A 20,259-nucleotide genomic window follows, 5' to 3' on the forward strand; every position below is an offset into this window, starting at 1 on the left:
CGCTCAGGCTCCGGCAAAAATGTCGCGATAGGACGCGTAGACTGCGCCGGAGAAGACCGGCAGGAACAGCAGCAGCCCGAGCAGCATCGGCAGCATCGCAAAGAACAGCGCGATCACCAGGAAAGTGGCGAAAACACACATCGCCAGCCAGTTCTTGGCGCCGGCAGCAAAACTCGCCTTCATCGCCTCGACCGGCGTCATGTCGTGGAAGTACACCAGTGCCGGCGCAAACCAGGTCGCCATGATCACCGGAATCGACAACACCATCACCAGCAGCCCGGCGAGCATCGCTCCGCCGAGCGCCACACCGATGCCGCCGACCTTGCCGGTGACCACCCCGCCGATCACGCCGCCGCTGACCAGCAGGAAGGCGATGAAGGCAATCCCGAAGGTGCCGGCGGCGAACAGAACGCCAACCATGATCAACGGCCCGCTCCGTTGACTGCGAAAACCGGAAAAGAGGTCGGCGACGTGCGGATCATCTCCCTCGGCCAGCCGCTTGGCCAGCTTCAGCATGCCAACGCTGAACAGCGGCGCCAGCAAGTGCGCGGCAATCTGGCCAAACAGGGGCACGATCGAAATCGCCATCAACATCACCAGCAAGACGACAGTGCTGCCGATCCAGACCCCGGGGTTGCCAAGGAACAGCGCCCAACCCTGGCGCAGCCAATCGAAACAGGCACCCGCCTCGACCTCGCGCGAACTACCGGAAAATGGAGCCGGGATCAGGGGAAAGGTTTGCGGTTCGCTCATGAGACAAAAATCCGATCAATCGAGTTGTGCGGCAGCGGCTGCAGGCTGCCGCAAGGCCTGCAGCAAGTTGCCGAAGTACGCCGGGTCCTTGCGCAGGACATCTTCACCCGCACGCGGCCGGTAACTGGCATCGAGGCGCAACAACCAGAAGCGCAGGGCGGCGGCCCGCCGTACCGCCGGCCAGGCCATTCGCTCGACGGCGGTAAACGGCCGTTCGGCGGCATAGGCTGCCAGCAGTGCCTGCATGCGCTCCGAATCCGGACACCAGTCATTGACCACGATGGCCAGATCGTAGAGCCAGGCATCGACGCCGGCAAAATAGAAATCGAGCAGGCCACCGACCTGCCCCGCGGCATCCCACAACACGTTGTCGCGGAACAGGTCGCCGTGGATCACTCCGGCCGGCAAGCCATGACCGACTTCCACGGTCCACGCCTGTTGTTGCTGAAAAGCCAACTCGTCGGCCAGCAAGCCGCGTTCGGCAGCCGGCAGCAAGGGCAGCAACTCCTCACCCACCTGCTGTCGCCAGGCGACGCCGCAAGGATTGGCGGGAAAGTCGCGGAGATCGGCTGCCGCCAGATGCAGGCGGGCCAACACCCCGCCGATCCGGCGACAGGCGACCAGATCCGGAGTATCGAGCGCACGGCCGGGCAGACAATTGAACAGCGCCGCCGGCTTGCCTGCCAACTGGCGCACCAGTTCTCCTGCCGGGTCGGGGCAGGGACGCGGGCAGGGAATGCCGCGCCCGGCCAACTGCTGCATCAGGCGCAGGTAAGTTGCCACATCACCTGCGGGCAAGTGCTCGAACAGGGTCAATACCCAGCGCCCGCTGCTGGTATCGACGAAATAATTCGAGTTCTGCATCCCGGCGGAAATCCCGGCATGCGCCCGATAGGCGCCGACCTGCAAAGGCTGCAGCCAGTCGGCCAGTTCGACACTGCCGACGGAGGTATAGACCGACAAGGCTTACCAGCTATGAATGATCCACATCGGCGGCTTGACCGCCGGCGTCGGGATATGCGACTCAATGAATTTACCGTCGCCGTGCTGGTCGATCAGGTAATAAGCCGGACCGGCAGCCGGGGTGACCTTGATCATGTACAGCTTGCCCTTGATGCGAAACTCCTCGCGGGTTTCGCGCTCGCTCTTGACGATGGTTACCTGCGGTTCCAGCGCCGCGTCGAAAGCCTCCATTTCGGGAGGCGGCGGCGGCACCACCGGCAAGGGCTGCAAACCGGCCGGCTGGGCCCAGACCGGGGCGGAAGCAAGAAGCAACAGGGGAAGCAGTCGGCGCATGGTGGCTCAGCGTATCATCTAGGCGTTGTGGTGACGGGAAAAACTCCGCCAGTGAAGGCGGCAACGCCGGGGAGGGACGACATCTGTGCGCGCCACACCCGGCATCTGCCCACATTTTATTACAGGTTCAGCATCATCTCCCGTTCGTTCGGCAAGGGACCAAACGGCCGGGCTTCGTAATGCTTGAAGATCGCTTCGACCACCTGCTCGGGTTGGTCGATCAGCTGGATCAGGTTCATGTCGTCGGGATCGATCATTTTTTCTTCGACCAGGCGCTCGCGAAACCAGTCGAGCATGCCTTTCCAGAACTCGGAACAGACCAGAATCAGCGGAATCTTGCGCGCCTTGCCGGTCTGGATCAGGGTCAGCGCTTCCATCAGTTCGTCGAGCGTGCCGAAGCCGCCAGGCATCACGACATAGGCGCTGGCGAAGCGGACGAACATGTACTTGCGGGCGAAGAAGTGGCGGAAGGTCTGCGAGATGTTCTGGTAGGGATTGGTGCTTTGCTCGTGCGGCAACTGGATATTCAGCCCGACTGACGGCGACTTGCCCTCGAAAGCGCCCTTGTTGGCCGCTTCCATGATCCCCGGTCCACCACCGGAGATCACCGAGAAACCGGAATCCGACAACAGGCGAGCGGTCTTCTCGGTCAGTTCGTAGTACGGCATGCCGGGCTTGACCCGGGCGCTGCCGAAGATGGTGACCGCCGGCTTGATTGCCGACAGGCGTTCGGTGGCCTCGACGAACTCTGACATAATGCCGAAAATCCGCCAGGATTCACGGGCCGTGGTGTTTTTCATCAGGGCGTCGGTCTCCACGTGCATGATCAGCTTGTCGTTTTCGGTCATTTTCTATGCCTCTCTTGTTGTTGGTGGACGGTTCGTCCTATCTCTATCGGGCCTTCCACGCCCTGCCCGACCTGCGCAATCCGGCCGGGGAGCCCACCGGGGCCCTGTATGGCGTGCTGAACATGCTACGCCGGCTGGATGGCGACTACAAGGCGGACTACAAGGCGGTGGTTTTCGACGCCAAGGGCAAGACTTTCCGCGACGATTGGTACCCGCAATACAAGGCGCACCGGCCACCAATGCCGGATGATCTGCGCGCCCAGATCGAGCCGATCCACGCCGCCATCCGCGCCTGCGGCTGGCCGGTGCTCAATGTCGACGGCGTCGAGGCCGACGACGTGATCGGCACGCTGGCAACGCAAGCTGCCGCCGCCGGCATCGACAGCGTGATCTCGACCGGCGACAAGGACCTGACCCAGCTGGTCGGGCCGCACGTCCGCTGGGTCAATACGATGACCGACGAAGTACTCGATGCCGCCGGCGTCGAGGCCAAGTTCGGCGTACCGCCGGAAAAAATCGTCGATTACCTGGCGTTAGTCGGCGACACCGTCGACGGCGTTCCCGGCGTCAGCAAGTGCGGTCCGAAAACCGCGCTCAAATGGCTGGCCCAATACGGCTCGCTCGACGGCGTTGTCGCCAATGCTGAAAAAATCACCGGTGTCGTCGGGCAGAACCTGCGCGACCACCTCGACTTCCTGCCGCTTGGCAAGAAGCTGGTCACCGTCGTCTGCGATCTGCCGGATTTGCCGGCCCCTGCCGCGTTGACCGTGAGCGCGCCGGACCTGCCGACGCTGCGCGAGCTGTATAGCCGCTACAACTTCCGCACCTGGCTGCGCGAGGTGACGGCGGCGCTGGAAGGCGGCGACGGCCAGGCGCCAGTCGCTTCCGCCGCCGCAACGAGCGGCGAACTCGCAGTGGCCGACGGCGACAGCGTGCCAGCCGTCGCCGCACCGCCGGTCAATTACGAGACCGTGCTCGACTGGCCGAGCTTCGAAACCTGGCTGGCGCGCATCGAAGCCGCCGAGCTGACCGCGCTCGACAGCGAGACCGACGGCCTCGACCCGTTCGCCGCCCGCATCGTCGGCCTCTCGTTCGCGGTCGAGCCCGGCCACGCCTGCTATCTCCCGCTCGCCCACACGGCGCCCGGCACGCCCGAGCAATTGCCACGCGAGGCGGTGCTGGCCCGGCTAAAACCGTGGCTGGAAGCGGTCGACCGTAAAAAACTGCTGCAGAACGCCAAGTTCGACCAGCACATCTTCGCCAACCACGGCATCGCGCTGGCCGGAATTGCCGACGACACGCTGCTGCAAAGCTACGTCCTCGACTCCGGCAAATGGGCCGGCGGCGGCCACGACCTCGGCCAGCTATGCAAGCGCCACCTCGGCCTCGATACCATCGCCTTCGAAGACCTGTGCGGCAAGGGTGCCAAGCAGATCAGTTTCGACCAGGTCGAGCTCGAACGCGCCGCCACCTACGCCGCCGAAGACGCCGACATGACCCTGCGCATCCACCAGCGGCTGCGCCCGGCGATTGCCGAGGCGGAAGGACTGGAGCGCATCTACCGCGAGATCGAACTGCCGGCACGGCAGGTGATCTGGCAGATGGAACGCAACGGCGTGCTGATCGACGGCGAGCTGCTCGCCCGCCAGAGCCACGAAATCGGCCAGAAGCTGCTGGCGCTGGAAACCCAGGCCTACGAACTGGCCGGCCAGCCGTTCAACCTGGCCTCGCCCAAGCAGTTGGGCGAAATCCTGTTTACCAAGCTCGGCCTGCCGGTCAAGAAAAAGACCGCCTCTGGCGCCCCATCGACCGACGAGGAAGTGCTTTCCGAACTCGCGCTCGACTACCCGCTGCCCAAGCTGCTGCTCGAACAGCGCAGCCTGGCCAAGCTCAAGGGCACCTACACCGACAAGCTGCCGAAAATGATCAACCCGCAGACCGGGAGGGTGCATACGCACTACGCGCAAGCCTCGGTGGTCACTGGCCGGCTGTCGTCGAGCGAACCGAACCTGCAGAACATCCCGGTACGCACCGAGGAAGGCCGCCGCATCCGCACCGCCTTCATCGCCCCGGCCGGCAGCAGCATCGTCTCCGCCGACTATTCGCAGATCGAACTGCGGATCATGGCTCACCTCTCCGGCGACCCGCGCCTGTGCGAGGCCTTCGCCCACGGCGAGGACGTGCACCGCGCCACTGCCGCCGAGATTTTCGGCGTCACCCCGCTCGAAGTCGGGCCGGACCAGCGCCGCGTTGCCAAGAGCATCAACTTCGGCCTGATCTACGGCATGAGCGCTTTCGGCCTGGCTCGCCAGCTCGGGCTGGAGCGCAGCGCGGCGCAGACCTACATCGACCGCTATTTCGCCCGCTACCCCGGCGTTGCCCGCTACATGGAAGAAGCCCGGCAGATGGCGCGCGAGCAGGGCTATGTCGAGACCGTCTTCGGCCGCCGCCTGCACTTCCCCGAGATCAAGTCGAGCCAGGCGATGCGCCGCCAGGGCGCCGAGCGCGCCGCGATCAACGCGCCGATGCAAGGCACCGCCGCCGACCTGATCAAGCTGGCGATGGTCGCGGTCCAGGACTGGCTGCAGCGCGAACAGCTGCAGACCCGATTGATCCTGCAGGTGCACGACGAACTGGTGCTGGAAGTGCCTGACGGCGAACTGCAGGCGGTACGCCACCAGATCCCGCAGCTGATGAGCCGGGTGGCGGCGCTGCGGGTGCCGCTGGTCGCCGAAATCGGCGTCGGCCCGAATTGGGAGGCGGCGCATTGAGGCCACGTACCGGCCAGCCGGCAGTCGTGCCGATGGCTACGGTCAACCGCCCACGGCGGCATTTTTTCCTTTTTCCGGCGTTGACCGTGGCAAATGCCCGGCCCGCCCCTGACCTGCCAGTTCACTGCTTATGGCCCGGATCCTGATCACCAATTTTCATCCCGTCGGCGGCGGCGGACACGTCCCCTACGTGCAGGCGCTGACCCGGCTCAATGCGGCATCGCCGCACACCATCGGGGTTGCCGTGCCGCAAGGGTCACGGCTCTACGCCTATCTCGCCGAACAGGGGTATCCGCACCTCTACGCCTGCGACTTTCCGGCCAAGATCCAGCGCGAACTGCCGGCCATCATTCGCAACGTCCGCCGCTTCAAGGCCATCGTCGCCGACTTCAAGCCCGACCTGGTGCACGCCAACGGCAGCCCGGACCTGTCGATTGCCGCCTGGTCCGATCCCTTCGCCCGCCATTTCCGGCTGGTCCGCACCCACCACGCGATCAAGAAGATTCCACACAGCGCCTACCATCGCTGGCTGTACCAGCGGCGCGTCGGCGGCAACATCTTCGTCAGCCGCTCGGCGATGGAAATGTCCTGTGCCCAGGGACTGATGCCGGCCCGCTGCGAAGTCATCGAAAACGGCGTTGATCTCGACCACTACCAGCCTCGCCAACGCGACCGCGAACTCGCCGCCGGCCTCGGCCTGGCCGACGACATGCTCTGTTTCGGCTCCTGCGCCGGGCTCGGCAGCTACAAGCGGGTCGACAGCATCATCGAGGCCGCCCGCCAGCTGCAAGACGAGCGCCCTTTCCGCATCGTCGCCCTCGGCGATGCCGGCAGCGGCGCCAAGCTGCAGCAACTGGCCGCCGCGCGCGGTGTCGGCCAGTTCGTCTATGGCGGCTTCCAGCAGGATGTGCGCCCCTTGGTCGCCTGCTTCGACGTCGGCTTCATCCTCAGCGACGCGATCGAGACGATTTCCTTCGCCGCGCGTGAAATGATGGCGATGGGCAAGCCCTTGCTGTCGAGCAGCTTTTCCGGTCTCAAGGAAAACCTGATCGACGGCGAAAACGGCCTGCTGGTGCCACCCGGCGACATCGACCGGATCGCCGCCGCGATGCGGCGCTTCCTGCGCATGGATGCCGGCGAACTGGCTGCTTTTTCAGCTGCGGCCCGCCATCACGCTGAGCAGAACTTCGCCATCAGCCGGCAACTCGACCGCCACCAGGCGGTGTACGAAGCCGTCCTGGCTGCCCCCGCTCCCTGAATATCCGACTGCGCATGCGCCTCCTCACTTCCCTGCCCCTGCTCTTCGTCCTCGCCGTTCTGCTCCTCGCTCTCGGCATCTGGGAGCCAACCGGGCTGACCGGCAAGGACGAGTTCTACCTCGGCCTGCGCACGCCGCTGGAGATGCTGCGCGACGACCATTGGCTGGTCCCTTTCCTCGACGGCGTCCCCCGGATCAAGAAGCCGCCGCTGCTCTACTGGCTGGGCCGCGCCAGTTACGAACTGTTCGGTGCCTCGCTGGTCAGCGCGCGGATGATCACGGTCCTTTTCGGCGCCCTGCTGGTCGTTGCCACCGCCGCGATTGGCCGGCGCCTGAGCGGCGAGCGGACGACCGGCACGGTCGCCGCGCTGATCCTGCTCGGCATGCTCGGGCTGGCCACCGAGTCGCGCCGCTTCATGCTCGACATCCCGGTCGCCGCGCTGTCGGCCAGCGCCTTCTGGCTGCTGCTGATCTGGAGCGAGCGGCCGCGCTGGCCGTGGCTGAGCGGCGCCAGCCTGCTACTGGCAGCGGCTTTCCTGATCAAGGGGCCGATTGCCGTGATCGTCTGCGGCAGCGGCCTGCTCGCCCTGCTGCTCGGCCACCCGGAAGCCCGTCGCCAGCTGTTCGGCCACTGGCCCAGCCTGCTCGCGCACGGCCTGCTTTTCGCCGCGCTAGCGCTGCCCTGGTTCTACCTGGTCAAGGAATTGCACCCGGCTGCCGCCGAAGCCGCTTTTGCTGGTGAGATCGAATCGCGGCAGTTTTTCCAGCCCAACCTGAACGCAGTCTTCGGCCTGTTCAGCATCGGACTGCCCTGGGTTTTCGTCTTTGTCGGCCACCTCGGCCAGCGCTGGCGCAACGACAACGATTTGCGCCGCCTGCTGCTCACCTGGCTCCTGGCCGCAACCCTGCCCTTTCTGCTGATCCGCGCCTTCGACCGTTACTTGGTCGGCTCGCTGGTACCGCTGGCGATCTTCCTCGCCTGCCTGCTGCCGCAGTTGCGCAGTCGCGTCGCCTTCCGCCTCGGGATGCTGTTGGCCCTGCTGCCCGGCCTGGCGCTGGGCGGTTTCGCCGCCTGGTTCGGGCTCGGCGGCTGGTACTGGCTGCTCGTCCCGGGGCTTTACCTGGCCTGGGCCTGGTGGAGCGACCGGGGGCTCGGCCATCTGCTGGCCGCCCCGATCATCTACTGGACGGCGCTGCTGGCGCTGCTCTTCCCGGCGCTGGGGATCAATGCCTTACCGGCCGAAGTACTGGCGCTCGGGCGGCAACAGCCGGTAGTCTTTTTCGAAGGCCCGCAGCCGGCGATGCTGGCCATCCTCAGCGGCCAGCCGCACCGCCAGTACCGCGACCTAGAGGCACACGCCGCCGAACTGGCGCAAGCCGGCACCCCGGTCTTCGCCGAGAGCGGCGATGTCGCGCTGCTGCAGGAGAAACTGGCGGCCGCCGGTTATCGTGCCGCACCGCTCGGCAGCTATCTGACCCTGGCCAGCCACGGCTCGGGCCTGCGCTTTGCCCGCAACGGTGCCGGCGCCGCCGAGTGGCAGGCGGCTTTCACCAACCGCAGCCTGGAACCGCTGCAAACACGAATCGAGTGGTTCAGGATCGAGGCCCACTGAAGCGACAGCAACAAAAAAGGGGAAATTCACGGTCGACCGTGAATTTCCCCTTTTTTTCTCCCATCCAGCCCGCCGAGGCTGCGCCTGCCGCCGCAGACGATAGCGCTGATCGCAAATTTTCAGCTGGTCGCCGGCCTTGGCCGCAACACCGCCTGCTTATGCCCAACACCGCCCGACACCGCCCGGCAGGCCTCATGGCCGGCATGGCCTTGGCATTTCGCCTGCACGCGCCTAACGGCCCCGGGTATGGCCAGCCAGCAGTTGCTCGCACGCCTCCAGCGCCGCCTCGACGCTGACTTCGGCAACCTCGCGGCTGGCCGGCTGCAAGACAAGATGCGGCACGCCCCAGGGCTGCCAGCGAGCCGCGTCGGACTGCCCGAAAAAACAGACAATCGGTTTACCCAGCGCTGCCGCCAGGTGCATCGCACCACCATCCGACTGCAGCATCAGGTCGCACAACGAGAGGCCGGCGATCAACTCCGGCAGTTCGGCGGTCGGTGCCGGCAGCAGGCGCAGTCCGGCTGCGGCGGCAACAATCTCGGCCGCCTTGCGGTCGTCACCGGGATGGCAAGGATCGTGTTCGTCGCCTGGCGACCAGAAAAGCATGAACTCGACCTCGCGCTGCGCGGCCAGGCGCCGGGCAAATTCAACAAAAGCGCCCGCCGGCCAACGTTGCGAAGGCTTGCGCGCCGAGATGTGAAGGCCGATCCGCAAGCGCTTGCCGCTACCGAAAGCCGCGACCAAACGCTGTTGCCACAGCGCCTGCAAGCTCGGCTCGGCGACAATCCGGCAGGGCGGGATCGTCGGCTGCAGACTAGCCAGCGGTGGAAAACGGCGGGCCAGCGCGAACACTTTCTCAACCTCGTGCGCTGCGTCGCACTCCTCGTTGATCAGCACCTGACGCGCCCCGATCCAGCCGGCAAAGCGGCGCGCCGAAGCCTGCCCGCCGACCGACGGCACCAGCAGCCAGTCGATGCCGCGCCGGCGCAAGGCCACGATCGTGCGCAGACGCGCCCAGTAGGCTCCCCAGCGCGACTCGCCCGGTTCCAGATGTTTGGCCTTGCGATAGACCAGAACTTCGTCGAGGGCCGGATGGCCGGCCACCGCCGGTGCGCTGTAAGCATTGGCCAGCAGGCCGATCCAGGCCTCCGGGCAGGCGGCACGGGTGGCCTCGATCAGCGGCGTGGTGCACACCAGATCGCCGATATTGTCGGTACGAACAAACAGGATGTTCATCGCTTTTCGATGCCGCCGGCAAAAAAAGCCGATTCTAGGCGGGATGCGGGGCGCGATACAATGCGGCCGCACTTTTTTTCGCCACTGCCGATGCCCGTTCCCTCATCCGCCCCGCTCCCATCCCCGCATGCCACCGCCCGCTCCACCGTACTGCTCACCGGAGCCAGCGGTTTCCTCGGTCAGGCCCTGGCCCGCCACCTGGCGGCGGAGCCGCATTGGCAACTGCGTTGCGCAGTTCGCCATTTGCCGGCACCGGCCTTGCCGGGAGAACTGTGCAGCGGCCTGGACCTGCACCACACGGCAGGCTGGAACGAAGCCCTGAAAGGTATCGATTGCGTCGTCCATTGCGCCGCCCGGGTGCATGTCATGCAGGAAACCGCCGCCGACCCGCTTACCGCCTTCCGCTCCGCCAACCGCGACGCGGCCCTGCGCCTGGCGCGGCTGGCGGTCGCCGCCGGCGTCCGCCGCTTTGTTTTCGTCAGCACCCTCAAGGTCAACGGCGAAGCTACGGTTGGCGAGCAGTCTTTCCACGCCGACGACCGGCCGCAACCGCTCGACCCTTACGGAATATCCAAGCACGAAGCCGAACAGGGCTTGCGCGAATTGGCGGCGGAAAGCGGACTGGAAGTAGTGATCGTGCGCCCGCCGCTGGTTTACGGCCCCGGCGTCAAGGCTAACTTCCTCGCGCTGTTGCGTGCCCTCGCGCGCGGCCTGCCCCTGCCGCTGGCCTCGGTGACTAACCGCCGTAGCCTGGTCTATATCGACAACCTGGTCGATTTCATTGCCCTTTGCTGCCGCCATCCGGCCGCTGCCAATCAAACCTTCCTGGTCAGCGACGGCGAAGATTTGAGCACGCCGCAACTGCTGCACGGACTGGCCGCCGGCCTGGGCCGACCGGCCCGCCTGCTGCCCTGCCCTCCGGCCTGGCTGCGCCTGGCGGGGCGGCTGCTGGGAAAAACCGGGATGATCGAACGGCTGCTCGGCTCACTGGCCGCCGACATCGAAAAAAACCGTGACTTACTGAGCTGGACACCGCCGGTCAGCGCCAGCGAAGGTCTGCGCCGGACGGCAGCGGCCTATCGCGCCGCCGGTACTCAGGACTGAGGCGTCGTAGTGGCCAGCGCTTGCCGCTGCAGCGCAAGCAAAGCACCGGCCAGAAACCAGAACAGGTAGGCCTGTTCGCGCACGAAAAAGTCGTCAGTCATGTTCTTGACCCAAACTCCCGCGCAAACGGCCAGACCGACCACCGCCACCTGCCGGGCCAAGGGCGCGACCCGGCGGTGCCGCCACAAAGCCCAGGCCAGCGCCGCAAACAATGCGACGAAGGCAAGCAGGCCCGGCACGCCGAGTTGCACCAGGCGATTGACCAGCATGTTGTGCGCGTGCACGAAGACGCCCTGCGTCAGGGGATGCTCGGGATACTGGCGAATCAGGCTTTCCCGCCCCATGCCGCCGCCGTGCCAGGGATGTGCCAGCGCTTCGCCAATGGCGAATTTCCAGATCGGCAAGCGCCCGTCGCGCTCCAGAGCGGCGACGATGCCGCTTCCCGCCTCGTTGCCCAGACGTTTGCTCATTTGCTGCTGAAACACCCCGGCCAGAACGGCCAGCACCAGCAGCACCGGTAGCCACTGCCGTGGCTGGCGCAGGCGGGGCGCGAGCCAGGCCAGAACAACCAGCAATTCGGCCGCCACGGCGACGATGGCCTGCCGGTTGGCGGTAATGTAGATCGCGAAAAAATTGGCTGCCAGCAACAGCAGCAGCGGCCAACGCCAGCCTTGCCGCTGAATCCAGGCCTGGCGCAATGCCCAGGCGAGAAACGGCAGGATGGTGACCAGGTAGGTGCTGAAATTGCCGACACCGGTGTGGTAGGTCCCGATCAGGCCATCCTTGGTCGCGCCGCCGGCCAGCCAGACATTGAGCGTATAGCCGACCAGCAGCAGATTGCCGGAACACAAGCTGGCCAGCAGCCAGCGCAGGTCATCTGCGCGGCGCAACAAGTTCGCACCCAGCCAGAAATACAGCGCTGCAAACAGGATTTCCAGGCGGATTTCCTTGCCGCTGTAGGCCGGGTCGACTGCCCAGGCCAGACCAATCGCCGCAATCCCGGCATAAAGCCCCCACAGTGGCCACAGCGGCAACTGGAAGCGCGGCCGTTCACCGGTCAGTGACCATTGCCGCCAGAGATTCAAGCCGAAGGCGCTGCAGCAGAGCAGCAGCGCCAGATTGCGCAAAGCCGCCGAACCTTCCAGCGGCAGCACCAGCAGCAACAGGCTGGCGCTGGCCAGGGGCCAGAAGCAGGCGGGCCAATTCATCATTGCGCCCCCGCCGAGCCGAGCCGGGCAAAGAAGTCGCGCAAAATCGCCGCCCGGGCCGGCCAGCTGTAATCGCTGGCGCGAGCCTGCGCGGCAGTGGCCAGACGTGCCGCCAGCGCAGGGTCGGCCAGCAGGCGATTAATCTGGCGAGCCAGCGCTGCGGGGTCGTCGACGGCTGCGAGCAGGCCATCCTCGCCGTCGCGCAGCACCAGTTGCAGCGCAGGTACGTCGGCGGCGACGATCGGCTTGCCGACCGCCATGTACTCGAACAGTTTCAGCGGCGAGGTATAGCGACTGCCGATCGAGGTACCGGAGAGCGGCAGCAGGCAGATGTCGGCGTCGGCAATGGTCTGGAAACGCTGCGCTGGCGGCACGCTGCCGAGGAAGCGCAGGCGGTCGGCGATGCCCAACGCGGCGGCCTGCGCGCGCAGTTCGGCAATCCGTGCCTCCGGCCCACCGGCGATGTGCAATTCGGCCCCGGTGACCTGTGGCAACGCGGCCAGCAGGCGGTCCAATCCTTTCCACGGATGCAGGCTGCCGAGGTAAAGCAATACCGGCGGCTGGCTCCAGCCGGCTTTGCGGGTCACCGCCGCAGCCAGGGCCAGGTCGACGCCGTCCGGCACCACCGCCCCCGGTGTTGCCACGCCGTACTCGGCGCGCAAATCGTCAAGCAGCCACGGCGTCAGCGCGGCGATGCCGTCGCTGCCGGCATAGACGCCGCCCTCGCGGCGGCGTAAGGCGGCCAGCTTGCGCCGTTCGCGCCAGCCCGGCGCCGGATGATCCTCGGCGTAAGTCCGGGCAAAAACTTCATGCGTCTCGAACACCAGCGGTGGCCGCTGCGGCAATGCCAGCAAGGCCTCCGCCAGTTTCAGGTTGCGCACCAGGACGCCGTCGGCCGGCGTCGCCGCGACGAAACGCGCGGCGGCGCGGTAGAAAAACTTGCCGGAGCGGATCGGCAGCCAGCGGTGGGCGCGCAAATCCTTTAGATGCACGCATTCGACGTTCGCATGCAGCGGCCGCCCGAGCACTTCCTCGCAGCGTCGCCCGGCCGCCGGAGCCGGCGTCGCCAACGTCACCCGGCAACCCACCTCAGCCAGCGCATCGACGGTCTGCAGAATCTGCATCGCCTCAGGGCAGACATCGGGCACCGGATGCGGATCGATATAGAGCAGGTGCATTCAGGCCTTTCGGTCAGGCGCTCGCCAGCGCGCGCAGCAGACGCTGTGCCGCCAGCGTCCAGGTGAATTGTTCGCGAATGCGTACCGCTGCAGCGGCGCCGAGGCGCTGCCGGTAGCCGGCATCGGCCGCCAGCCCGGCCATCGCCGCAGCAAAACCGGCCGGATCGCCGGCCGGCGCCAGCAAGCCGCAGGCGCCTTCATTGCCGACCACTTCCGGAATTCCGCCGATATGGCTGGCAACCACCGGCAAGCCGCAGGCCATGGCCTCGGCGATGGTGATCCCGAAAGCCTCGTCGCCGATGCTGGGGAACACCCCGCCATCGGCGGCGGCGTAGTATTTCGGCAATTCGCGATGCGGCACCGGTGCCTGGAAGACCACCCGGTCGGCGACCCCGAGGCGGGCGGCGAGTTCGCCCAGCCCGGCGCGGGCATCGCCGTCGCCGATCAGCAGCAGTTTCACCGGCCGTCCGGCGAGCGCCGGCTCGGCCAAGGCCTTGATTGCGACCGCCAGGCCTTTCCAGCCGACCAGCCGGCCGGCGAAAGCAAAAACCACATCGTTGTCGGCAAAACCCAGCTGTTGGCGCAGCCCGGGTTCGCGCGCCGCCGGCGAAAAGGCCGCGACATCGACCCCGTTGAACATCACCTGCGGGAAGCGCTTGTAGTGGTGGGCAATCTGCCAGGCATTGAAATGGCTGCAGGCGACCCAGGCGTCGACCTTGCGGCCAAGCCGCCGGTCACCACGGAAGAAGTCGGTGCCGCCGCTCATGAAGCAAAAGCGGGTGCGGCTGCCGGCCGGCATCCGCCAGGGCAGGAAAAAGTCGAAGGGCTTGGTTAGGATGACCCAGTCGAAATCGCCGGCGACCAGTGTCGGCAGCGCCTGGCTGGCAAAGCTCCAGCGCTCCCAGATGCGGCGGAAGCGCGAACCGAGGTCGAGCACCTGGTCGCGCGGCGTAAACCCGAAGGTGTGCACCGCGATCTCGCGGCCGCCAAGATCGGGTCGGATCTTGCCGTCGCCGCCAAAGACACTGACCTGGTGCCCGGCATCGTGCAAGGCCCGCGCCAGTTCCCAGACGGCGGTCTGAATACCGCCAAAGCTGACGGTCACGGTCACATCAAAAAGGGCAATTTTCATCAAAAATCGGTTCCCGTCTGGCCCCCCCTGACTTCAGGGAGATACTCCGACTGTTTCACCCGGCTCCGGGTGTGGATTGAAACATCGCAAACCGCCCGCCTGCAATTGTTGCAAGGACTCGTCGAGGATCAGCAGTTGCAGGATGTTCTCCGCCAGATCCTCGGCACCGCCGCGATAGAGTTCGAGCATGCGCTCGACTGCCGCCGCGTCGATACGGCCGGCACTGTGCTCGGCCAGCCGGCCGCCGAGGCCGGCATAGCGGTCGGCGAGATCGTGCTGCAACCAGTGGCGCAAGGGCGGATTGAAGCCGCGCTTCTTGTCGTCGAACAGAGTCTGCGCCAGATCCGGCGGCAGCACTTCGGCGAGCAGACGCTTCGGCTGCGCGGTAAAGCGTCGGGCCGCAGGCAAGGCCTCGACCGCGTGCACGAAATGGTGGTCGAGCAGCGGAGCGCGCAGCTCCAGGCCGTGCCCCATGGTGGTCAGGTCGCCCTTGCGCAGGATGTATTCAGGCAGATAGTTGGCCCGGTCGATGGCCAGCAGCTGCAGTAACGGATCGGCCGGCCAGACCGGCGGCGGCGCCCAATAATGTGCCGGCGCCTGCAAGCTGGGCTGCAGGAAGCGCCGCTGCCCGAGCGACATCCCGGAAAAGCGCAGTTGATAGGCATCAGCCCAGGGGTTGGCGAGCTCTTCGCGCCAGCGCTGTGCCTTGCTCTGCCGGGGCGTGGCCGCCGGCAGGCCGGGCCAGTGCAGGCGGCCGCGCCAGGCGTTGCGCAAATGTTTTCGGTAGCGCTTGTAACCGGCCAGCAGTTCGTCGCCGCCGTCGCCGCCGAGCACCACCTTGACCTCGCGGCTGGTTGCCTGCGCCAGGTACCAGAGCGGGATCGCTGAGGGGTCGGCAAAGGGATCGTCAAGGGCCGCGACAATCGCCGGAAAATCGTCGCGGATCGAAGTTGGCACAGGCACCACATGGTGTTGCAGGCCAAGTCGCCGGCACAGGCTGGCAGCCTGTGCGGTTTCGTCAAACGGCGTGTCGGGGAAAGCCGCAGTGAACGCGGCAAAGCGATGGCCGAGCGCGGCCAGCCGCGTCGCGATCACGCTTGAATCAATGCCGCCGGAGAGGAACAGGCCGACCGGCCGGTCGGCGACGCAGCGCCGCTCGATGGCTTGATCAAGGGCCGTTTTCCAGTCGCCCGGCGGGGGTTCATCAGCAACGGCCGGCGCACCGGCGTACCAGCGTTCGACGCGCGCTTCGCCGCCATCCAGCGGCCAGCGCAGCAGGTGCCCGGCGGGCAGCCGCTGCACGCCCTCGACGCAGGTCAACGGTGCCGGGATGTAGCGGTGCGCCAGGTAAGCATCGAGCCCGGCAGCCGACAGTCGCCGGGCCGCCGCCGGCAGCGCCGGCAACAGGCCGCGCAGCAGCGACGAAAAGGCGAAGGAGCGGCCGTCGCTCCACCACAGCAGCGGCTTCTTGCCGTAGCGGTCGCGGGCCAGCACCAGTTCGCGGCGCTGCCAATCGATGAAGGCGAAGGCGAACATCCCGGTCAGTTTGGGCAGCAGCGCCTCAACCCCCCAGGCAGCGGCGCCGCGCAGCAGATACTCGCTGTCGGAACGGCTGCGGAAAGGCTCGTCGCGCGCCAAGTCGGCCGCCTCGCCCTCCCAGCCATAGACTTCGCCGTTGTAGCACAGCCAGTAGCGTCCATCGCTGCTGGCCATCGGCTGGTCGGCCAGCGGCCTCGGGTCGATGATCGAGAGACGGGCGTGCAACAGCGCGTGGGCGCCGGAATTTTCGCTATTTTCGCCGTCGACCGTGAAAAAGCGCGCATGCCGCGCATCCGGGCCGCGCGCGGCCAGGGCTTCGAGCATCGCCGCCGCGACCCCCGCCGCAGCGCCGGGGTCCTGTCCGAAAAAGCCGCCGATCCCGCACATCGCTGTCTTACCTCGGGCGCGCGTGGGCGCGGAAAATGGCTTCCATCCGGTCCACCATTCGGGCCAGGCCGAACTGCCGCTGCGCCTTGTCCCAGCCGGCGGCAGAAAACTGCGCGCGCAACGCCGGGTCGGCGATCAGCCGGCGCAGCGCGGCGGCCAGCGCCTGCGCATCGCGCGGCGCGACCAGCAGACCGCTGCGGTCGGCGTCGACCGCCTCGGCAATCGCCCCGACCGGGGTGCTGACCACCGGCAGGCCGCAAGCCATCGCCTGCATGATCGACTGCGGCACGCCCTCGTCGCCGTAGGATGGCAGCACGAACAGGTCCATCGCCTGGAACCAGCGCTCGGCGTCGTCGCGGTTGCCGACGAAATGAATGCGCCCGGCCAGCCCCAGTTCGCCGGCGCGGCGCTCCAGGTTGTGGCGCTGCGGCCCGTCGCCGACGACCAGCAGGCGCCAGTCGGGAAATTCAGCAGCGAGTTCGGCATAGGCGTCGAACAGGTAGGCGTGCCCCTTCCAGTTGCGCAAGGTGGCCAGGATGCCGAGGTAGGGACCGGGCGGCAGGCCGAGCGCGGCGACGTGCGCCGGGCGCGCGGCCGGGTCGAGGCGGACAAAGCGGGCGAGGTCGATCCCGGTCGGGACCGAGGTCATCGACGCGGCGGCAAAGCCGTTGTCGCGCTGCAACTGGGCGCGCAGGGCTTCGCCGGTAACCACCACATGCGCCGCCGCACGCTGGTAGAGCCAGCGCGTCTGGCCGTTGCGGCTGACCGGCGAGGAGACATGGCGGGTACGCACGATCGGCGGCGCGCCGGGCAGCAGCTGGCAGGCAACGGCGGCCAGCCAGGAATCGGTCGAGCTATGGGTATTGAGCAGGTCGATGCCGGCGCTCTCGCGGCGCAGCCACTGCCACAAGGCCCACAGCGCTGGCAGCCGCTTGCGGGTAATCGGCAGGGTAACCACTGTCAGCCCCATTTCGCGGGCAACCGTCGCAATCCGCGCCTCGGGCGGCGTGACCAGCGTGACCCGGTGGCCGCGTTCCTGCATCCCGCGCATCTCGCTGAGGACGCGGATTTCCTGCCCGCCCCAGCCGCAGGACGATTCGGTATGGACGATGTGCAATTTGCGTTCGCTCACGCGCGGCGCTCCAGGAGTTCGCAGGCGGCCTGCAGGACCGGCGCGACCGGGATCGCGGCCATGTCGGCATTGCGCGCCTCGGCGCTGCCGGTCAGGGGATGTTCGATAAAGCGCCCGCGCAGATGCTGCAAGGGCGCCAGATTGCGGCCGGGATAGGCGGCATGGTAGAGCGCCACCATCGGCGCGCCGACCGCGCCGGCCAGATGCGTCGGCCCGGTATCGACGCCGACGTAGAGATCAACCGCCGCCAGCACCGCCGCCGTCTGGCGCAAGCTCAAGTCGCCGGCCAGGCTGCTGACGCAGTCGCCGCAACGCTCGCGCAGACGGGCGGCCGAAGCGCGCGCCAGCGCATCGCCGGTGACCACGAAAGCCGCTTGCGGATAAGCCGCCCGCAAGCCCTCGACCAGCTGTGCGAAATGCTCGAATGGCCAGTCGCGATGCGCCTTGGTCGGAAAGCTATGCAATTGCAGCGCAATCAGCGGCCGCCCACAGCCGGCCAGCCGTTGCTCGGCCCAACTCGCCTCGGCGGCGCTGACCCGATAGGCCAGTTGCGGTTCGGCGCTCTCGATTCCCAGCGGCGCCAACAGGGCCAGGCGAGCCGTAACCGCATGCGCCGCCGGCTGTTCGACCAGGGTCAGCCCCGACGCAGGAACCGCCTTGCCAGCAAAAGCTACGACCTGTGCCGCGACACGGCGGGCGCAGCCGATTTGCTCGACTTCGTCGGCAAACACCAGCGCCAGGTCGTATTGCCGGCCGCGCAGCCGCGAACCCAGCTTGCGCCGCCAGTCGTAGCCTTGCAGCCGGTCGATGAAAGGCAGGCCGGCCAGCACTTCGAGTCGTTTCGGATGCGCCCAGACGCTCAGCTCGGCCTCCGGCCAGCGCGCCTTGAGCGCGCGCAGCGCCGGGGTGCACAGCAAGGTGTCGCCGATGCGGGTGACGACGATGGCCAGGATCCGGCGCGGCGGCGCCGACAGGAACGGCGGTAGCGGCGTCATCCGGCCACCACCGACTGCGCCTGGTGCAGCTTGGCGTATACTCCCTCCTGCGCCAGCAGTTCCTGATGCCCGCCGCTTTCGACCACCCGTCCCTGCACCAGGACCACGATACGGTCAGCGCGTTCGATGGTCGACAGGCGGTGGGCGATCACCAGCGTGGTCCGGTCAGCCATCAGGTGTTCCAGCGCTTCCTGGACCAGGCGTTCGGATTCGTTGTCGAGCGCCGAAGTTGCCTCGTCGAGGATCAGGATCGGCGCATCCTTGAGGATCGCGCGGGCAATCGCCAGGCGCTGGCGCTGACCGCCGGAGAGGCGGCCGCCGTTTTCGCCGATCACGGTGTCGAACCCCTCCGGCAAGGCGCGGATGAAATCGAGCGCATTGGCTGCCTTGGCCGCAGCCTCGATCTGCGCATCGGTCGCATCGGCGCTGGCGCCGTAGGCGATGTTGGCACGCACGCTATCGTTGAAGAGCAGGGTTTCCTGCGAAACGATGGCGATCTGCCGGCGCAGGCTGGACAGTTCGAGGTCAGCCAGGGCAATGCCGTCGATCCGGATTTCGCCTTGGTCCGGCGCGTGGAAGCGCGGCAGCAGCGCCGCCAGCGTGGACTTGCCTCCGCCCGAGGGGCCAACCAGCGCCACGGTCTGCCCCGGCGCGATGTCGAGTTGGACCCCGGCCAGCGCGGGGCGCTCGGCCCCCGGGTAGGAGAAGGCCACGTCGGCGAACTCGATCCGGCCGGCGGCCCGTTCCAGTTTGCGGCAGCCGGTTTCCTGTTCGACCGGCGCATCGAGCAGTTCGAACACGCTCTCGGCAGCGGCCAGGCCGCGCTGCAGGGGCAGATTGACCCCGGCCAGCGCGCGCAAGGGGGCCAGCAGCATCAGCATGCAGGTGATGAAGGAAACGAAACTGCCGACCGTGGTTTCGCCATGGCCAGCCTGCAGCAGCGCGGTATAGATCACCGCTGCCAGCGCAATCGAGACGAAAAAGTGCACCAGCGGCGAGCCGGCGGCTGCCGCCACGGCGGTGCGCAGCGCATAACCGCGCATTTCCTCGTTGACCGTGGCAAAACGCCGGCTTTCCTGTTCCTGGCCACCGAAGACCTTGAGCACCTTCTGGCAATGGATGCCTTCCTGCAGGGTCTGGGTCATCAGGCCCATGCCCTCCTGCGAGGCGCGGCTCATGTTGCGCAGGCGGACGCCGACCTTCTTGGTCACCCAGGCGATGAACGGAGCGACGGTCAGGGTCACTAGCGTCAGCTGCCAGTTGAGGTAGAGCAGCCAGGCGAGCAGGCCGACAATCGACAGCGATTCGCGGATCAGGGTGACGCCGACGGTGGTTGCGGCCCCGCCGATGCTGTTCACGTCGTTGGTCAGCCGGGTGATCGTGCGCGCCGACGGGGTCTGCTCGAAAAAGCGCATCGGCAGCCGCAGCATGTGGTCGAACATCTGCTGGCGGAGATCGTTGACCAGCCGGATCTGGACCCAGGACATCGCGTAGTTGGCGGTAAAGGTGATGATCCCGCGCAGAGTCATGATCCCGACGATGATCAGCGGCACCACCCAGGGCGCCCGCTGCAGCAGGCCGTCGGCGATCTCGCCGTTGCCGCGCGGGACAAAGCCATTGTCGAGCAGCGGCTTCATCAGCGCCGGCAGGAGCGGTTCCATCGCTGCCGCCAGGGCGCTGAGCAACAGCCCCAAGGCCAGCATCCGCCAGTAGGGAACAACATAACGGAGCAGCCGGAGATAGAGCTGACGACTTTCAGGGGACATCGGCGCGGATCGCTAAGCAAAGGGGGCAATTATACGTGCTTGC

At 66.9% G+C, this 20,259-nt stretch carries 16 protein-coding genes; 4 read left to right on the top strand and 12 right to left on the bottom strand.

Features of this window, described 5'->3' with window-relative positions:
* Positions 1 to 3 precede the first annotated feature (3 nt).
* From VX159_RS15380 to VX159_RS15395, 4 genes are all read right to left on the bottom strand, one after another.
* Complete coding sequence (locus VX159_RS15380; RefSeq protein ID WP_371323748.1) at positions 4 to 753, bottom strand: BPSS1780 family membrane protein; 750 nt, start codon at positions 751 to 753, stop codon at positions 4 to 6.
* A 15-nt stretch (positions 754 to 768) separates the two neighbouring features.
* On the bottom strand, positions 769 to 1,716 hold the full coding sequence (locus VX159_RS15385) for a homoserine kinase (protein WP_371323749.1): 948 nt from the start codon (positions 1,714 to 1,716) through the stop codon (positions 769 to 771).
* 3 nt (positions 1,717 to 1,719) lie between these two features.
* Positions 1,720 to 2,049, bottom strand: coding sequence for a DUF2782 domain-containing protein (locus VX159_RS15390; protein WP_371323750.1), 330 nt, complete (start codon positions 2,047 to 2,049; stop codon positions 1,720 to 1,722).
* A 119-nt stretch (positions 2,050 to 2,168) separates the two neighbouring features.
* Positions 2,169 to 2,897 carry a TIGR00730 family Rossman fold protein gene (locus VX159_RS15395; protein WP_371323751.1) on the bottom strand — a complete coding sequence of 243 codons (729 nt, stop codon included), beginning with the start codon at positions 2,895 to 2,897 and terminating at the stop codon, positions 2,169 to 2,171.
* 5 nt (positions 2,898 to 2,902) lie between these two features.
* On the opposite strand from VX159_RS15395, the gene polA reads away from it, so the two are divergent.
* From polA to VX159_RS15410, 3 genes are all read left to right on the top strand, one after another.
* On the top strand, positions 2,903 to 5,668 hold the full coding sequence (polA, locus tag VX159_RS15400; RefSeq protein ID WP_371323752.1) for a DNA polymerase I: 2,766 nt from the start codon (positions 2,903 to 2,905) through the stop codon (positions 5,666 to 5,668).
* A 130-nt stretch (positions 5,669 to 5,798) separates the two neighbouring features.
* Positions 5,799 to 6,926 carry a glycosyltransferase family 4 protein gene (locus VX159_RS15405; protein ID WP_371323753.1) on the top strand — a complete coding sequence of 376 codons (1,128 nt, stop codon included), beginning with the start codon at positions 5,799 to 5,801 and terminating at the stop codon, positions 6,924 to 6,926.
* Positions 6,927 to 6,940: 14 nt separating this feature from the next.
* Positions 6,941 to 8,539 (top strand): ArnT family glycosyltransferase, encoded by a 1,599-nt coding sequence (locus tag VX159_RS15410; RefSeq protein WP_371323754.1) that lies wholly within the window; start codon positions 6,941 to 6,943, stop codon positions 8,537 to 8,539.
* 231 nt (positions 8,540 to 8,770) lie between these two features.
* Here the strand turns inward: VX159_RS15410 and VX159_RS15415 are convergent, their stop codons facing one another.
* Positions 8,771 to 9,775: a glycosyltransferase family 9 protein gene (locus VX159_RS15415; RefSeq protein ID WP_371323755.1), complete on the bottom strand. Its 1,005-nt coding sequence runs from the start codon at positions 9,773 to 9,775 to the stop codon at positions 8,771 to 8,773.
* Positions 9,776 to 9,865: 90 nt separating this feature from the next.
* Between VX159_RS15415 and VX159_RS15420 the strand changes: the two genes are divergently transcribed.
* Complete coding sequence (locus VX159_RS15420; protein ID WP_371323756.1) at positions 9,866 to 10,879, top strand: UDP-glucose 4-epimerase family protein; 1,014 nt, start codon at positions 9,866 to 9,868, stop codon at positions 10,877 to 10,879.
* Here the strand turns inward: VX159_RS15420 and VX159_RS15425 are convergent.
* Genes VX159_RS15425 through msbA form a run of 7 tightly spaced genes read right to left on the bottom strand, consistent with a single transcriptional unit; the run spans position 10,870 to position 20,216 of the window.
* Positions 10,870 to 12,090, bottom strand: coding sequence for an O-antigen ligase family protein (locus VX159_RS15425; protein WP_371323757.1), 1,221 nt, complete (start codon positions 12,088 to 12,090; stop codon positions 10,870 to 10,872). The two genes, VX159_RS15420 and VX159_RS15425, sit on opposite strands and share 10 nt — an antisense overlap.
* Positions 12,087 to 13,265 carry a glycosyltransferase family 4 protein gene (locus tag VX159_RS15430; RefSeq protein ID WP_371323758.1) on the bottom strand — a complete coding sequence of 393 codons (1,179 nt, stop codon included), beginning with the start codon at positions 13,263 to 13,265 and terminating at the stop codon, positions 12,087 to 12,089. The genes VX159_RS15425 and VX159_RS15430 overlap by 4 nt, the downstream gene beginning before the upstream one ends.
* Before the next feature lie 13 nt (positions 13,266 to 13,278).
* On the bottom strand, positions 13,279 to 14,397 hold the full coding sequence (locus VX159_RS15435) for a glycosyltransferase family 4 protein (protein ID WP_371323759.1): 1,119 nt from the start codon (positions 14,395 to 14,397) through the stop codon (positions 13,279 to 13,281).
* A gap of 33 nt (positions 14,398 to 14,430) precedes the next feature.
* On the bottom strand, positions 14,431 to 16,323 hold the full coding sequence (gene asnB, locus VX159_RS15440) for an asparagine synthase (glutamine-hydrolyzing) (protein ID WP_371323760.1): 1,893 nt from the start codon (positions 16,321 to 16,323) through the stop codon (positions 14,431 to 14,433).
* A 7-nt stretch (positions 16,324 to 16,330) separates the two neighbouring features.
* Positions 16,331 to 17,455, bottom strand: a complete 1,125-nt coding sequence (locus VX159_RS15445; RefSeq protein ID WP_371323761.1) for a glycosyltransferase family 4 protein — start codon at positions 17,453 to 17,455, stop codon at positions 16,331 to 16,333.
* Positions 17,452 to 18,450, bottom strand: coding sequence for a glycosyltransferase family 9 protein (locus tag VX159_RS15450; protein ID WP_371323762.1), 999 nt, complete (start codon positions 18,448 to 18,450; stop codon positions 17,452 to 17,454). Before VX159_RS15450 ends, VX159_RS15445 begins: the two co-directional genes overlap by 4 nt.
* Entirely contained in the window at positions 18,447 to 20,216 is a 1,770-nt protein-coding gene (gene msbA / locus VX159_RS15455) for a lipid A export permease/ATP-binding protein MsbA (protein WP_371323763.1), read from the bottom strand. The genes VX159_RS15450 and msbA overlap by 4 nt, the downstream gene beginning before the upstream one ends.
* Positions 20,217 to 20,259 lie beyond the last annotated feature (43 nt).

The organism is Dechloromonas sp. ZY10, assembly GCF_041378895.1.
In the GTDB taxonomy this organism is placed as follows: Bacteria; Pseudomonadota; Gammaproteobacteria; order Burkholderiales; family Rhodocyclaceae; genus Azonexus; species Azonexus aquae.